Source organism: Microlunatus aurantiacus (assembly GCF_039536605.1).
GTDB lineage: Bacteria > Actinomycetota > Actinomycetes > Propionibacteriales > Propionibacteriaceae > Microlunatus > Microlunatus aurantiacus.
On record NZ_BAAAYX010000013.1, the window covers coordinates 551,318 to 566,521 of the forward strand.

Below are 15,204 nucleotides of genomic sequence, written 5' to 3' on the forward strand. Positions count from 1 at the left end.
TCAGCCGGTCAGGACGACCGAGCGGGTCAGGTTGCGCGGGGTGTCAGGGTTGAGACCCAGAGCCAGCGCCCGGGCCACGGCCACCCGCTGCGCGGTGATCAGCTGGACCAGCGGGTCGCGGTCGTCGCTCACCCAGGTCGCCCCGGTGGCGGCGACGTCGTCGGCCAGCCCGGGCGGCGGCTCGCCGAACATCCAGACCGTACGGTTCGGCGCCGCGATGGAGATCGGACCGTGCCGGTAGTCCATGGCCGGATACGACTCGGCCCAGCTCGACGAGGTCTCCCGGAACTTCAGGGCGGCCTCGTGCGCCAGGCCCACGGTCCACCCGCGGCCCAGGAAGGTGCTCTGCTCGGCCGCGGCCCAGGCCGGGTCGAGCGGGGCGGCCACCGCGGCGGCCGCGGCGTCGGCCAGCCCCGCCTCGTCGCCGCGCCAGGCGGCCCGGAAGAGCAGCAGCGCGCTGGTGGCGAACCGGGTCTGCACCACCGACTGCTCGTCGGCGAAGGAGAGGTCGACCAGCCGGTCGGCGAGGCCGGGGGCCGGGGTGTCCAGATCGCCGAGCACGACGGTGGTCGGCACCCGGCCCCGGGTGGCCTCGAGCACGCCGAGCACCTCGGTCGTGGTCCCCGAGCGGGTGAGGGCGATGATCCGGTCGTAGCGCCGTCCGGTCGGCACCTCGGAGGCGGTGAACGCGTCGGTCTCGCCGAGACCCGCCGCCTCACGCCACCCCGCGGCCACCTGACCGACGAACCACGAGGTCCCACAGCCGATCACGGCGATCCGCTCCCCACGCTCCCCGAGAGCTCCGGCGAGGTCCCCGGCCACGGCGACAGCCCGTCTCCAGCAGTCAGGCTGAGACGCGATCTCGGCTTCGACGAAGGTCATCAGAGTGCTCCCGGGATGTATCAGGTTGTTTGTTTTGCTTCCCAAACGCGCAGATATGAACATATCATGCCGGGTGTGACCCGGGCTGAGCGCTTGTCGACCCTGCTCGAGATGCTCGTCTCGGACGGACGGATCGACGTCGAGCACTCGGCCGCTCACTTCAGCGTCTCGGCGGCCACCATCCGGCGGGACCTGGATTATCTCGCCGACCAGCAGCTCCTGTCCCGTACGCACGGCGGCGCGGTGCCAAACACCACCAGCTACGACCTCCCGTTGCGGTACAAGTCGAGCAGCCGCGGCGAGGCGAAGCTGCGCATCGCCGAGTGCGCGGTGAGCATGCTGTGGCCGGGGTGCACCCTGGCCCTGAACGGGGGCACGACGACCGTGGAGGTGGCCCGCGCCATCCCCGGCTCGCAGGCGCTGCACAACGGCGTGACGGTGGTGACCAACGCCATCAACATCGCCACCGAGCTGACCGTGCGCCCGTTCATCAAGATCGTGGTCTGCGGCGGCGTCGCCCGGCCGCAGAGCTACGAGCTGGTCGGCGCGCTGGCCACCGAGACGCTGGGCCAGCTGACCCCGGACATCTGCTTCCTCGGGGCGATCGGGGTCGACGCGGCGGCCGGCATCACCACCTACGACGAAGCCGAGGCGGCGATCAACCGCGTGATGGTCACCCAGGCCAAACGGACGGTGGTGGTGGCGGACGCGTCCAAGCTCGGCCACGTCGGCTTCTCCCGCATCTGCCACGTCAACGAGGTGTCGGCGATCATCACCGACACCTCGGCCACGCCGGAGATGGTGGAGACCCTGCAGGCCCGGGGCGTCGAGGTCATCCTCGCCTGAGGTGGCTCGACAAGGCTCTCCCGCGCGCGCCGACGGCTCGGAAAACTCCCGGCGGAAATCCGTTGACCTGCCTCGATCTCGCGCCTACTTTTGTGCGTACACAGGAAGGGAGGTGGTCCAACGAATGAATGATCTACGGACTTGTGAGGTGGCGGCCAGCTAGGCCGCTGCGCGACCTGTGATTCAGGTCGGCCGCAGTGGCCGGCTAATCCACAGCCAACACCCGAACCCGCGAACGTCGGACTCGTCCCCCGACCGTGGACGGCATCGAGGTCACCCGATCTCTCCGCCGCCACGACCGTTCGCGGGTTTGTCGCGTCCACGGGCTGACGGGCTGAGTCCCTGTGCGGTTGCGGTCAGCCTCCTGCTCGGACACCGGGTGCAGCCGCCGAGTCACATCCGGCACCCCGCACGGCCACCCGAACACCGGAACCCACCCCCGAGCCACGTACGGCACGCCCGCACTCCATGGGACACCGGAACCCACCCCCGAGCCACATCCGGCATCCTGGACGGCCATCCGAACCGCGTACGGCACGCCCGCACTCCACGGGACACCGGAACCCACCGCCAAGTCACGTACGGCGATCCTGGACGGCCATCTGAACACCGGAACCCACCCACGAGTCACGTACGGCAATCCTGGACGGCCACCCGAACACCGGAACCCACCCCCGAGCCACATCCGGTACGACCGTCGGCGTCAGCGGCCTGGGTCGGGCAGCAGCGAGATCTTCTGCCAGATCTTGCGGCTCATCCCGGTGGTAAGGGTCTCGATCGTGCTGACCGTGTCCAGGATCACCGCGTCCTGGCTCTCCTCCGCGCACAGGGCGGCGATCTTGCCCACCAGGCTCAACATCTCCGAGCAGTAGTCGAGATAGTGCTCCATGTCGTCTCGACCCAGGTTGGGGTTCACCGACTCGACGGTGGGGTCGAAGTCCGGGCGGAGCCGCTCCGGGTCCTTGGTCAGCTGGTGCATGTCGACGATGTGCGCGAGCGACCGGAGTCGGTGCAGCTGGCGCAGCAGGTAGCTCCGCTCCAGCCGGCTCGGCAGCGCGTAGATGAAGTAGACGGCGATGGCGGCGAAGACGATGTCGTTGATGGTGGTCTCGATCAGCGGCAGCCACTCGAAGGAGCGCGCCGGACCGTTGTCGACCGCGTCGCGCAGGGCCAGCAGGAGGGCGACCAGGGTGGCCACCACGATGACGGCGCACAGCACCCGGGAGAGGAGCCGGATCCGCCGGAGCCGCGCCCGGGACGAGGACGCGGAGTCGGCCACCTGACCGGCCACCGTGACCAGCTCGCCGGCCACCCGGCACAACCCGCGGTCGGGGAACCGGGCGGCGATCCGGCGCTGCAGCCGCTCGATGGTCGCGAGCACCCGGATCGCGTCGAGCCGCTGGTAGCCCGCGGGCGGCACCGGTACCGTCACGCTCGCCACTCTGACAGAGGACGGCGGTCGGACCCGGGACCGTCGGTCTGGGTAGCCTCGCGAGCGTGTCCGCCGCCGCCGGTCGTGTCGTCGAGGTCGACGTCGACCGCCTGTCCGGCTGGGTGGAGCGGTTCGCCGGCCGCCACGGACCCCTACGCACCCACCTGCTCGCCGGGGGCGACGAAGGTCAGGGCGAGCAGGGTCCCGGCGACGGGAGACGTGCGGTCGTGGTGATCGAGGCCGGCGACGGCGCCCGGGCCGAGATCGCGATCCCGTACGGGCCGTGGTCGGAGCCGGCGGTGGAGGACCCGGTCGAGGCCCTGCTCGACCACGTCCGGGCGGCTCGCACGGTCGGCGTGCTGCTCGTGCGCCGCGGCGGCTGGGCGGTCGCGGTGATCGCGGACGGACAGGTGGTGGCGACCGACACCGGCGGCGGCTACGTGCAGGGCACCACCAAGGCCGGCGGGTGGTCCCAGCAGCGGTACGCCCGACGCCGCGGCAACCAGACCCACCGGGTGTGGGACCGAGCCGCCGACGGCGCCGCCGCGATCCTGCTCCCGTACGCGTCAGCACTCGGCGCCCTGGTCACCGGCGGCGATCGCGCCGGCGTCGCCGCGGTCCTCGGGGACCCGCGCCTCGCCGACCTCCGACCCCTGGTCGCCTCGCGCTTCTTCGCCGTCGGCGATCCGAAGCGCGCCGTGCTCGACGACGTCGTCCGGCGCCTCGGCTCCGTCGTGGTGACCCTCAACGAGCTGGCCTGAGGTGCCTCAGCCCTAGGGCGCCAGCCGGGTGATCGTCCAGGCGTCGCCGTGCTGCCGGTAGACCAGCCGGTCGTGCATCCGGCTCGGCCGGCCCTGCCAGAACTCGATCTCGACCGGGCGCACCAGGTAGCCGCCCCAGTGGTCCGGGCAGGGCACGTCCCGACCGGCGAAGCGCTGCTCGGCGTCGGCGTAGGCGGCCTCCAGGTCGGCGACCGACCCCACCGTGGAGGACTGGGCGGAGGCCCAGGCGCCGAGCTGGGAGCCCCGGGGGCGCGTGGCGAAGTAGGCCTGCGACTCCTCCCGGGGCACCTTCTCGGCCGTGCCCTCGACCCGGACCTGCCGCTGGACGGCGTGCCAGCCGAAGTGCAGGGCAACCGCCGGGGCGCTGGCCAGCTCGGTCGCCTTGGCCGAGTCGTAGTTGGTGAAGAAGGTGAACCCGTCGGCGCGCAGCTCCTTGAGCAGCACGGTGCGAGCCCTCGGTCGACCGTCGGCGATGGTGGCCACCACCATCGCCGTCGGCTCGGCGAGCGTGCCGGCGTCCCGGGCGGCGAACGCGTCCTCCAGCCAGCGGCGGAACAGGGCGTACGGCTCCGGCGGCGCGGCCGACTCGAGCAGGTGCCCGGCGGTGTAGTCGACGCGTTCCCCGTGCAGGTCGGACGACGGCCGGTCCGAGGCGTGCAGGGCCGAGGCGTGCAAGTCCGGGGCGTGCAGGTCCGGGGCGGGCCGGTCGGAGGAGGACATGCCGTCAGTCTCGCAGTCGCGGCGTCCCACCCGGCCGTGGCGACCCGCCGGGGAGAATGACAGGCGTGACCATCGCCGACCCGTCCACCCTGGTGATCCCCGCCGACCTGCTGCCCGCCGACGGGCGGTTCGGGTCCGGTCCGGCCAAGATCCGGCCGGAGGCCGTCGAGGCCCTGGCGGCCACCGGGCGTCACCTGCTGGGCACCTCGCACCGGCAGGCCCCCGTACGACGGCTGGTCGGTGAGGTGAAGGCCGGGCTGGCGCAGCTGTTCGCCCTCCCCCAGGGCTACGAGGTGGTGCTCGGCAACGGCGGTTCCACCCTGTTCTGGGACGTCGCGGTCTGCTCGCTGATCCGACGCCGCAGTGCGCACGCCGTCTTCGGGGAGTTCTCGGCCAAGTTCGCCGCCGCGGCGGCCGCCGCCCCGCACCTGGACCCTCCCTCGGTGGTCACCGCGGATCCGGGTTCGGTGGCCGTCCCCGCCGCCGTCGAGGACGCCGACGTCTACGCCTGGGCCCACAACGAGACCTCCACCGGCGCGATCGCCCCGGTCCGCCGGGTGCCCGGTGCTGACGACGGTGCCCTGATGGTGGTGGACGGCACCTCGGCGGCCGGCGGCACCACCATCGACGTCGCCGAGACCGACGCCTACTACTTCGCCCCGCAGAAGAGTCTCGGCTCCGAGGGCGGACTCTGGTTCGCCCTGCTGTCCCCCCGAGCCCTGGACCGGGTGGCCGAGATCGCCGCGACCGACCGGTGGCTGCCGGCGTCGCTCAGCCTGGAGCTCGCGGTGCAGAACTCCCGTGCCGACCAGACCGTCAACACCCCGGCCATCGCCACCTTGTTCCTGATGCGCGAGCAGCTCCGTTGGCTGAGCGACCGGGGCGGGCTCCCGTTCGCCGCCGCCCGGAGCGAGGACTCCTCCAGCCGGCTCTACGGGTGGGCCGAGGTCTCCGCGTACGCGACCCCGTTCGTCACCGACCCCGCCCTGCGCTCCCCGGTGGTCGGCACCGTGGACCTCGACGGCGTGGACGCCGCCGTGGTCTCGGCGGTGCTGCGGGCCAACGGGGTGGTGGACACCGAGCCCTACCGCAAGCTGGGGCGCAACCAGCTGCGGATCGGCATGTACCCCACCGTGGACCCCGACGACGTCAGCGCGCTGTGCGCCTGCATCGACTGGGTGGCCGCGCGCCTGTGACCCGGCAGGAGGCTCAGTCGGTCCGGTGCGTCAGGGACGCCGGATGAGCACGACCACGGAGCCGGCCACGATCGCGATGGCGGCGGCGAGCCCGAGGGCGCCGAGGGTCCCCTGCCGACTCGTGGTCGCAGCGGCGTCGTCGGCGGGCACGTCGTCCTCGGCTGCACCGGTGTCCTCCGCTGACGGGTTCGCCGACGGATCGGCCGTGGCGCTCGAGCCGTCCGACGGATCCTGGCCGCCGGTCGCGGTGGGGCTGGGCTCGGCGTCCGGCGGGGTGGCGGAGGAGCTGGGCACCGCACCCACGGCGGCCGGGATGTCGACCCGCAGCACCTCCGAGCGCTTGCCCTCGCTGCCGATCAGCAGGTGCTTCCCGTCGAAGGTGGTGGTGATCGACTCCCCCTGCTGCTGCGCCGGGGTGGCGGCGCGGGCGACCACCTCGTAGGAGTCGGGATCCACGATCTCCACCGACACGTAGGTCCGCAGCGCGAACCGGCCGTCGGACAGCACCGTGCCGTCGGTGACGTAGGCGGGGGCGTCAGCGACCCGCTCCAGCTCGTTCACGCCCTGCCGCGACGGGGCTGCGGGCGCGGCGTAGATGCCGCCCTGCGCGCCCTTGGTCACGACGAACAACCGGCCGTCGCCGTCGACCAGCAGGGTCTCGGCGTCGTGCGGGCCGTCGGGGTAGGAGAAGTCGTACGCCTTGTAGACGACCGGGTCCGCCGACGGGGCGGCGTCGTCGAAGAAGTAGACGGTGACGCTGTCGCGGCGAGCCCGGTTGTCGCCGATGTCGGCGACGTAGAGCCGGCCCTGGTGGAAGGCGATCGCCTCGACATCGACCGGATCGACCCGGAACTCCAGCGTCCCCTCGGTCTCCCCCTGGTCGTCGAGCGCGTACGCGGTCCCGCCGTCACCGGAGTCGTTGACCGTCCAGTAGCGCTCGGCGTCGGTGTCGGTGGCCAGTCCGGAGGACTCGGTGATCTGGCTGTCGGCGATGGTGAACTCGACGGTGTCCGCGGCGGCCGGGATCGTGGCGGACCAGCCCAGCACCGTGATCGCGACCAACGCCGTCAGCGCCGAGGTCGCCCTCCTGCGGGCCGGGCGACGTCGTCGGGTCGTCGGCTCCATCGCTGGACTCCTTCGGGCGGCAGCGGCTGACAGGCGTGTGACGGGTGGTGCTGGTGGGAGCGTACGCGATCCGGCCCGCTCACAGCCCTCTCACAGTCTCCGCCGGGTGTTTCCGTTTAGGCTTCAACTATGGAGATCATGGGCCTGCCGCTGCACCCTCTCGTCGTCCACGCCGTCGTCGTGCTGGTTCCGTTGTCGGCCCTGGCCGGCATCGTCATCAGCGCCTGGACCGCCGCCCGGAAGCGGTACGGCTGGCTGACGGTCGCCTTCGCTGCGGCCGCCGCCGCCAGCACCTTCGTCGCCCAGGAGGCGGGCGAGTCGTTCGCCGCCACCTTCGCCCGCAAGACCGAGGCGATGGAGACGCACATCAACCTCGGCGGGACCCTGCTGGTGTGGGTGATCATCCTGTTCGTCGGCACCGCCGCGGTGATGCTGGCGCAGCGGCTGATCGACCAGCAGAACCCCCGGGGCCGGGTCGCGCTCATCGCCGGTGGCGTCGTCACGGCGATCTCCGCCGTGGTGAGCATCGTGCAGGTGATCCGGATCGGCCACTCGGGCTCCGCCGCGGTCTGGGGCGGCTGAGCCAGGACGCGCCGCGGCTGGCCTGAGCCGGTCGGCAGCGCCGCAGGTGAGCCAGGTCGACGCGCGCCTGGCGCGACCTCCGCGCTGCGTCAAAGGCATCCCGACCTGAGCTCCCTCCGGCGTGTCGCGGCGTGTCGAGCCAGGTCGAGCTGAGTTCGACGCAGAGGCGTCGGGGAACAGTCGCCACCGACCGGTCAGACCAGGCGGGGCCAGACCGCGGCAACCAGCACCACCACCAGCAGCCCGACCAGCACACCGGAGACGATGAGTCGTCGGACGCGGGGAGTCACCCGGCCAGGATAGGAGGCCCGGCCGGGAGCGACGGTCTACCGTGTCTGCCATGGGAGAGCTGCGGCTGTACGCCCTCGGCATCGACGAGCTGCGAGGCATCGTCGGCGCGGGCGCGGACACCCCCGAGCTCAGGGAAGCGGCTCGCCGGGCGTTCGCCCCGCCGGAGCAGCCTGCCGCCCGCGGACTGATCGGCAAGCTCGGACCGCTCTTCCGGCGTACGCCCGGTGCGCCGGTCGTCTCCCCCACCGACCCGGAGCCGCGGGACGTCGAGGTGCTGCTGGCCGGGGCCTACGTCTCGCCGGAGCGGATGGGCGCGACCTGGCGGGTGCTGGAGACCCTGGTGCAGTACCGCTGCTGGGGCTCGACCCGGCTGCCCCTGTCATCGGCCTCGCTGGACGACCTGGACTTCGCGCTGGCCCGTGGCGGTGTGGCCGCAGCTGTCGGTCTGGGTCACCTGCTGACCTCCCACACCAACGTGCGGCTGCTGCCGGTGCGCGGGTTGACCGTCGGCTGGCACCGGCACGACAAGGCGCTGGCCATGGCGGACGCCTACCGGGCGGCGATGCCCCAGATCAAGACCGACGAGCAGCGGGAGCTGGTGTCGTCGCTGGTCATCTGGCTGGACGGGTTCATTCCCTGGTCGCAGGTGGCCACGGGGCTGGGCCGTCCGGTGCCGGACCTGATCGGCTTCTGGGCGAACTGACCGCGCCCGCGGAGCCCGGGACCGTCACCGGCCGGCCGGCAGCTCCGCGTCCGTCAGCTCTCGACCGGCAGGGAGCGCACCTTCAGGACACCTTCGATCGCGGTGATGGCGGTGATCACGCTCTCCGGCACCTCACCGTCCAGGTCGAGCAGCGTGTACGCCAGGTCCCGGCGGGACTTGTTGGTCATGGTGGCGATGTTCAGGCCGGCCGCCGCCAGCTCGTGGGTGATGCTCCCGACCATGTTCGGCACGTTGGCGTTGGCCACCGCGAGCCGCCACCGGGATCCCCGCGGCAGCTCGACGTCGGGGAAGTTCACCGCGTTCCGCAGGGTGCCGTCCAGCAGGTAGTCGCGGACCTGGTCGGCCGCCATCACCGCGCAGTTCTGCTCGGCCTCGCCGGTCGACGCGCCGAGATGCGGCAGCAGGATGACCCCGGTCCGCCCGACCAGCTCCGGGGTCGGGAAGTCGCAGACGTAGCGGGACAGCTGGCCGTCGGCCAGGGCCTCCAGCACCGCGGCGTCGTCGACCACCCCACCGCGGGAGAAGTTCAGCAGCACCGCGCCGCGCTTGAGCTGGGACACCGCCCCGGCGTCGATCATCGCCCGGGTGGCGTCGACCAGCGGCACGTGCAGGGTCAAGAAGTTGCTGTGCCGCAGCAGGTCGCCGAGGTCGCGGGCCTTGCGGACCGAGGCCGGCAGGCTCCAGGCCGACTCCACGGTGATCTCCGGGTCGTAGCCGACCACGTCCATCCCCAGCTTGATCGCGGCGTCGGCCACCAGGCAGCCGATCTTGCCCAACCCGACCACCCCGAGGGTGTGCCCGGCCAGCTCGTAGCCGGCGAAGGCCTTCTTGCCGGCCTCGATCCGGGTGTCGAGCGCCGGATCGGTCGGGCTCTGGGCGGCGACGTACGGCAGGGCCCGGTCGATGTTGCGCGCCGCCAGCAGCATGCCGGTCAGGACCAGCTCCTTGACCGCGTTCGCGTTGGCGCCGGGCGCGGCGAAGACCGGGACACCGCGCGCGGACAGCGAGGCCACCGGGATGTTGTTGGTTCCCGAGCCGGCCCGGCCGACGGCCAGCACCGACGCGGGGATCGGCGCCGCGTGCAGGTCGGCCGACCGCAGCAGGATGGCGTGCGGGTCGGCCACGTCGGCAGAGACGCTGAACCGCTCCCAGGGGAGCCGCCGCAACCCGCGCGCCGAGACGTGGTTGAGCACCTGCACCCGGAACTTCTCGGTCATGGGCGATCGATCTCCTGTGTGGTCGTCTCAGCCGCGCTCGGCGGCGAAGTCGCGCAGGTGGTCGACCAGCGCCCGGACACCGTCGATCGGCATGGCGTTGTAGATCGAGGCGCGCATCCCGCCCACCGACCGGTGGCCCTTGAGCTGGGTCAGCCCGCGCTCCGCCGCGGTGGCCAGGAAGTCCGCGTCGAGACCGGGATCGGCCAGGGTGAAGGGGACGTTCATCCGCGACCGGTCCGCGGGAGCGACCGGGTTGGCGTAGAACGGCTCATCGTCGATGGCGTCGTAGAGCAGCTCGGCCTTGGCGATGTTGCGCTGCTCGGCCGCGGCCAGCCCCCCGTCGGCCAGTAGCTGCGCGAAGACGAGACCGGCCAGGTAGATCGCGTACGTGGGCGGGGTGTTGTACATCGACCCGGCCTTGACGTGTGTGGCGTAGTCGAGCATCGGGGTGAGCGGTGGGTCGGCCAGCCCGACCAGGTCGTCCCGCACGATCACGATGGTCAGTCCGGCCGGACCGATGTTCTTCTGGGCCCCCGCGTAGATCAGCCCGAAGCGGGAGACGTCCAGCGGCCGGGACAGCAGGGTCGAGGACATGTCGCTGACCAGCGGCACCTCACCGACGTCGGGCACGGAGGAGAACTCGACGCCACCGATCGTCTCGTTGGCGGTGTAGTGGACGTACGCCGCGTCCTCGCTGAGCTGCCAGTCGGCCCGGTCCGGCACGTAGGTGAACGAACGGTCCTCCGCCGACGCAGCCACGTTCACCTCGGCGCGGCCGAGCTTGCGCGCGGCGGCGATCGCCTTCTTGGCCCACTCGCCGGTGTGCACGTAGTCCACCGACGGCTGCCCGCGCAGCAGGTTCAGCGGGATCATCTCGAACTGCAACGAGGCACCGCCCTGCAGGAACAGCACGTGATAGCCCTCGGGCACCGCGAGCAGGGTCCGCAGATCGGCCTCGGCCCGCGCGGCGATCTCGGTGAACTCCTTGCCCCGATGGCTCATCTCGGTCACCGACTGACCGGAGCCGTGCCAGTCGAGCATCTCGTCGGCGGCCTGCTGGAGCACGCTCTCGGGCAGCACGGCGGGCCCGGCGCTGAAGTTGAACACTCGGGTCATGAGCGGAGCCTCTCGAGAGTGCAGGAGTGATTCCGGGCGACACGCTTCTCGTCGTGCGGAATCGCGACGAACGAGCGAGACATCGCGGAGCTCATGACCGCGGAGCGCGGAGTGCGACCATCGAACACTGTCCTGGTCATGAGGCGTCTCCTCCCGGGGTGACCACGACCACGAGGTCACCACCCTCGACCTGCTGCACCGAGCCCAGCGCGAGCCGCTGGACGGTGCCGGCGACCGGGGTGGTGATGGCCGCCTCCATCTTCATCGCCTCGATGGTGGCCACGGTCTGACCGACCTCGACCTGATCCCCTTCCGCCACGGCCACCGAGACCACGCCGGCGAACGGCGCGGCCACGTGTCCGGGCGTGCTCGGGTCGGCCTTCTCGGCGGCCTTGATGTCGACCTTGATGGAGGTGTCACGCACCCGGATCGGACGGAGCTGCCCGTTCATGGTGCACATCACCGTGCGCATCCCGCGCTCGTCGGGGTTGCCGATCGCCTCGAGCCCGAGGATCAGGCTGACGCCGCGGCCGAGCGGGACCGTGTGCTCGTCGCCGGTCCGCAGCCCGTACAGGTAGTCCAGCGTGTCCAGCCGACCCACCGCTCCGTACGTCTCCCGGGCCAGGGTGAAGTCCTTGGTCGGACCGGGGAACAGCAGCCGGTTGAGGGTCTGCCGGCGCACCGGCCCCGCCTCGTCCAGCAGCCGGGAGTCCTCCTCGGCCAGGTCGACGTCCCGTACCGGGATCAAGCGACCCGCCAGCGCCTTGGTCCGGAACGGCTCCGGCCAGCCGCCCGGCGGGTCGCCCAGCTCGCCGTTCAGGAAGCCGATCACGGAGTCGGGGATGTCGTAGCTCTGCGGGTTGGCCTCGAAGTCGGCCGGGTCGGCGCCGACCGCCACCAGCTGCAGCGCAAGATCGCCGACCACCTTGGACGACGGTGTCACCTTGGTGGGCCGACCCAGGATCCGGGACGCGGCCGCGTACGTGGCCTCGACCGCCTCGAACCGGTCCCCCAGGCCCAGGGCGATCGCCTGCTGGCGCAGGTTGGACAGCTGACCGCCGGGGATCTCGTGGTCGTAGACCCGACCGGTGGGGCTCGGCAGCCCGGACTCGAAGGGCGCGTAGATCCGGCGGACCGCCTCCCAGTAGGGCTCCAGGTCCATCACCGCACGCAGGTCCAGGTGCGTCTCCCGCTCGGTGTGGGCCAGCGCGGCGACCAGGGCCGAGGCCGGCGGCTGGGAGGTGGTGGCCGCCATCGGGGCCGACGCCACGTCCACCGCGTCCACGCCCGCGTCGACCGCCGCCAGCAACGTGGCCAGCTGCCCGCCGGCGGTGTCGTGGGTGTGCAGGTGCACCGGGAGGTCGAACCGGTCACGGAGGGCCGAGACGAGCTTGGCCGCGGCCGGGGGCCGGAGCAGTCCGGCCATGTCCTTGATCGCCAGCACGTGTGCTCCGGCGTCGACGATCTGCTCGGCCAGCCGCAGGTAGTAGTCGAGGGTGTAGAGCGTCTCGGCCGGGTCGTTGAGGTCGGCGGTGTAGCACAGCGCCACCTCCGCGACAGTGGTGCCGGTCTCGCGCACAGCCTCGATCGCCGGGCGCATCTGGTTGACGTCGTTGAGGGCGTCGAAGATGCGGAAGATGTCGATGCCGACCTCGGCCGCCTCGGCCACGAACGAGGTCGTCACCTTGGTCGGGTAGGGCGTGTAGCCGACGGTGTTGCGGCCACGGAGCAGCATCTGCAGGCAGAGCCCCGGCATGTTGTGGCGCAGCACCGCCAGTCGCTCCCACGGGTCCTCCTGCAGGAAGCGCAGCGCCACGTCGTACGTGGCCCCGCCCCAGCACTCCACGGACAGCAGCTCCGGCAGCGTGCGACCCACGTACGGGGCGACCCGCAGCAGGTCCTTGGTCCGCACCCGGGTGGCGAGCAGGGACTGGTGGGCGTCCCGGAAGGTCGTGTCGGTGACCTCCACGTTGGTCCGCGAGCGCAGGTCGGCGGCGAACCCGGCGGGGCCCAGCTCGAGCAGCCGTTGTCGCGAACCGTGCGGCGACGGCTTCCCCAGGTCGACCCCGGCCGGCAGCTTGTCCCGCGGATCGAGCAGGGTCGGCGCGCTGCCGTACGGCTTGTTGACGGTGACCTCGGCCAGCCAGCGCAGCATCCGGGTGCCGCGGTCGGCGGGGACGTGGGTGGTCAGCAGCTCCGGGCGCTGCTCGATGAAGGCGGTCGACACGTCGCCGGCGATGAAGTCCGGGTCGGCCAGGACGGCTTGCAGGAAAGGGATGTTGGTGCTCACACCGCGGATCCGGAACTCGGCCAGCGCCCGGCGTGAGCGAGCCACCGCGGCGGCGAAGTCCCGGCCCCGGCAGGTCAGCTTGACCAGCATCGAGTCGAAGTGCGGGCTGATCTCCACCCCGGTGTCGACGGTGCCGCCGTCCAGCCGGACCCCGGCCCCGCCCGCAGAGCGGTAGGCGGTGATGATGCCGGTGTCGGGGCGGAACCCGTTCACCGGGTCCTCGGTGGTGATCCGGCACTGCAGGGCGGCGCCGTTGATCCGGACGGTCTCCTGGCTCAGCCCCAGGTCCGCCAGCGAGGAACCGGAGGCGATGAGCATCTGCGACTGGACCAGGTCGACGTCGGAGATCTCCTCGGTCACCGTGTGCTCGACCTGGATCCGCGGGTTCATCTCGATGAAGACGTGCTCCCCCGCCCGCTCCCCCTCGGTCTCCACCAGGAACTCCACGGTGCCGGCGCAGGAGTAGTCGATCGAGGTGGCGAAGGCCACCGCGTCGGCGCACAGGGCCTCACGGAGCTCGGCGGAGATGTTGGGCGCCGGCGCGATCTCGATCACCTTCTGGTGCCGGCGCTGGATCGAGCAGTCCCGTTCGAACAGGTGCATCACGTGACCGGTGCTGTCGGCCAGGATCTGCACCTCGATGTGGCGGGGCCGGCCGACGGCCTGCTCGATGAACGCCGTCGGGTCGCCGAAGGCGCCTTCGGCCTCCCGCATGGCGGCCTCGACCGACTCGCGCAGCTTGCTCGGGTCGTCGACCCGCCGCATGCCGCGACCACCGCCGCCGGCCACCGCCTTGACGAAGACCGGGAAGCCGATCGCCTCGGCCCCGGCCACCAGCTCGTCCAGGTCCGCCGACGGCGGGGTGGACCGCAGGGTGGGGATGCCGGCCGCCTTGGCCGCCTGCAGCGCCCGCACCTTGTGCCCGGCCAGCTCGAGCACGTCCGGCGGCGGGCCGATGAAGGTGATGCCGGCGTCCAGACAGGCCTGGGCCAGCTCCGGGTTCTCGCTCAGGAAGCCGTAGCCGGGGTAGATGGCGTCGGCGCCGGACTCACGGGCGGCGCGGATGATCTCGGCGACGTCCAGGTAGGCCCGGACCGGGTGCCCACGCTCGCCGATCAGGTAGGCCTCGTCGGCCTTGATCCGGTGGACCGCGTTGCGGTCCTCGTAGGGGTAGACGGCGACCGTGGCCGCGCCCAGCTCGTAGGCGGCGCGGAAGGCGCGGACGGCGATCTCACCCCGGTTGGCGACGAGGACCTTGGAGAACATGCCAGGAATCTATCCGTCGGACCAGGTGGTCCTCGCACCCCCGGGCGGCGGCGGACCGGCGGTCAGGCCAGCTCGAACCGGACGGTGACCTGCGCAGTCACCCGCTGCTCGGCCGGCTCGAGGTCGAGCTCCGGCTCACCGCCACCGCCGCCGGCGTCCACGGCGAAGGCGGCCTTGAGGGCACGGGGCTGGTGGGCGAACGAGCCGTCGAGGTCGGACACCTCGAGCAGCGCACCCAGCGTGGCGTCGACGGCGGCCGCGTAGTCGCCGGCGCGCTGCCGGGCCTCGCCGATGGCCGCGATCCGGACCGCCCGGTGGACCGGGTTGCTCGGCCGCAGCGACCACCACGGACCGTCGAGCTGGGCGCCGTCCAGGGCGGACAGCGCCGCGACCAGCCCGGGCAGGGCGGCGAAATCGGCGACCACCAGCTCGCTGCTGAGACTGCCCCGGTAGCCGGTGATCTTGCGCCCCCCGCGACCGGTGAACACCGGACCGACGTGGAGCCCGGAGGTGGCGTGCCGCTCCAACGCCTCCCGGTGCTCCTCGACCACGGCGCGGAGCCGGCTCGAGGCCGCCACCAGGTCGCGCCGCACGCGGTCGGCATCGGCGCCGGCGGCGTGCACCGTGGCCGACAGCGTGGCCAGGTCGGGCGGGCTGCCGAGCTCCGCCTCGCCGCGGACGGTCACCACCGGGGTCGTCATGGCGCCAACCTAACCGGGGGGCCGACAACGGATG

Annotated in this window: 13 protein-coding genes; 5 read left to right on the forward strand and 8 right to left on the reverse strand. The window is 72.1% G+C overall.

What is annotated here, in order from left to right; all coding sequences use genetic code 11:
• The gene (locus tag ABD714_RS16445) at nucleotides 1-882 is read right to left on the reverse strand and encodes an SIS domain-containing protein (protein WP_344813486.1); all 882 of its coding nucleotides are present in this window, start codon (nucleotides 880-882) and stop codon (nucleotides 1-3) included.
• A gap of 66 nt (nucleotides 883-948) precedes the next feature.
• Here ABD714_RS16445 and ABD714_RS16450 point away from each other — a divergent pair, with 66 nt between their 5' ends.
• On the forward strand, nucleotides 949-1,728 hold the full coding sequence (locus ABD714_RS16450) for a DeoR/GlpR family DNA-binding transcription regulator (RefSeq protein WP_344813487.1): 780 nt from the start codon (nucleotides 949-951) through the stop codon (nucleotides 1,726-1,728).
• Nucleotides 1,729-2,431: 703 nt separating this feature from the next.
• Here the strand turns inward: ABD714_RS16450 and ABD714_RS16455 are convergent.
• On the reverse strand, nucleotides 2,432-3,160 hold the full coding sequence (locus tag ABD714_RS16455; RefSeq protein WP_344813488.1) for a hypothetical protein: 729 nt from the start codon (nucleotides 3,158-3,160) through the stop codon (nucleotides 2,432-2,434).
• Between the two features lie 65 nt (nucleotides 3,161-3,225).
• On the opposite strand from ABD714_RS16455, the gene ABD714_RS16460 reads away from it, so the two are divergent.
• On the forward strand, nucleotides 3,226-3,921 hold the full coding sequence (locus ABD714_RS16460) for an acVLRF1 family peptidyl-tRNA hydrolase (RefSeq protein WP_344813489.1): 696 nt from the start codon (nucleotides 3,226-3,228) through the stop codon (nucleotides 3,919-3,921).
• Between the two features lie 12 nt (nucleotides 3,922-3,933).
• Here the strand turns inward: ABD714_RS16460 and pdxH are convergent, their stop codons facing one another.
• On the reverse strand, nucleotides 3,934-4,662 hold the full coding sequence (gene pdxH, locus ABD714_RS16465; RefSeq protein WP_344813490.1) for a pyridoxamine 5'-phosphate oxidase: 729 nt from the start codon (nucleotides 4,660-4,662) through the stop codon (nucleotides 3,934-3,936).
• A 65-nt stretch (nucleotides 4,663-4,727) separates the two neighbouring features.
• On the opposite strand from pdxH, the gene serC (ABD714_RS16470) reads away from it, so the two are divergent.
• A complete protein-coding gene (gene serC, locus ABD714_RS16470) occupies nucleotides 4,728-5,858 on the forward strand; it encodes a phosphoserine transaminase (protein WP_344813491.1) in 1,131 nt (376 codons plus the stop codon).
• Between the two features lie 30 nt (nucleotides 5,859-5,888).
• On the opposite strand, the gene ABD714_RS16475 is transcribed toward serC (ABD714_RS16470), so the two are convergent.
• A complete protein-coding gene (locus tag ABD714_RS16475) occupies nucleotides 5,889-6,983 on the reverse strand; it encodes a hypothetical protein (protein ID WP_344813492.1) in 1,095 nt (364 codons plus the stop codon).
• 129 nt (nucleotides 6,984-7,112) lie between these two features.
• Between ABD714_RS16475 and ABD714_RS16480 the strand changes: the two genes are divergently transcribed.
• Together ABD714_RS16480 and ABD714_RS16485 are read left to right on the forward strand one after the other, a co-directional pair.
• Nucleotides 7,113-7,565: a DUF2231 domain-containing protein gene (locus ABD714_RS16480; RefSeq protein ID WP_344813493.1), complete on the forward strand. Its 453-nt coding sequence runs from the start codon at nucleotides 7,113-7,115 to the stop codon at nucleotides 7,563-7,565.
• A 340-nt stretch (nucleotides 7,566-7,905) separates the two neighbouring features.
• Nucleotides 7,906-8,559, forward strand: coding sequence for a DUF7691 family protein (locus ABD714_RS16485; RefSeq protein ID WP_344813494.1), 654 nt, complete (start codon nucleotides 7,906-7,908; stop codon nucleotides 8,557-8,559).
• A gap of 53 nt (nucleotides 8,560-8,612) precedes the next feature.
• Here the strand turns inward: ABD714_RS16485 and ABD714_RS16490 are convergent, their stop codons facing one another.
• From ABD714_RS16490 to ABD714_RS16505, 4 genes are all read right to left on the reverse strand, one after another.
• Nucleotides 8,613-9,797, reverse strand: a complete 1,185-nt coding sequence (locus ABD714_RS16490) for a phosphoglycerate dehydrogenase (protein WP_344813495.1) — start codon at nucleotides 9,795-9,797, stop codon at nucleotides 8,613-8,615.
• 27 nt (nucleotides 9,798-9,824) lie between these two features.
• Nucleotides 9,825-10,913 carry a 3-phosphoserine/phosphohydroxythreonine transaminase gene (serC, locus tag ABD714_RS16495; RefSeq protein ID WP_344813496.1) on the reverse strand — a complete coding sequence of 363 codons (1,089 nt, stop codon included), beginning with the start codon at nucleotides 10,911-10,913 and terminating at the stop codon, nucleotides 9,825-9,827.
• 136 nt (nucleotides 10,914-11,049) lie between these two features.
• Nucleotides 11,050-14,469 (reverse strand): pyruvate carboxylase, encoded by a 3,420-nt coding sequence (locus ABD714_RS16500; RefSeq protein WP_344813497.1) that lies wholly within the window; start codon nucleotides 14,467-14,469, stop codon nucleotides 11,050-11,052.
• A gap of 62 nt (nucleotides 14,470-14,531) precedes the next feature.
• Nucleotides 14,532-15,170, reverse strand: a complete 639-nt coding sequence (locus tag ABD714_RS16505; RefSeq protein ID WP_344813498.1) for an SIMPL domain-containing protein — start codon at nucleotides 15,168-15,170, stop codon at nucleotides 14,532-14,534.
• Nucleotides 15,171-15,204: the final 34 nt, after the last annotated feature.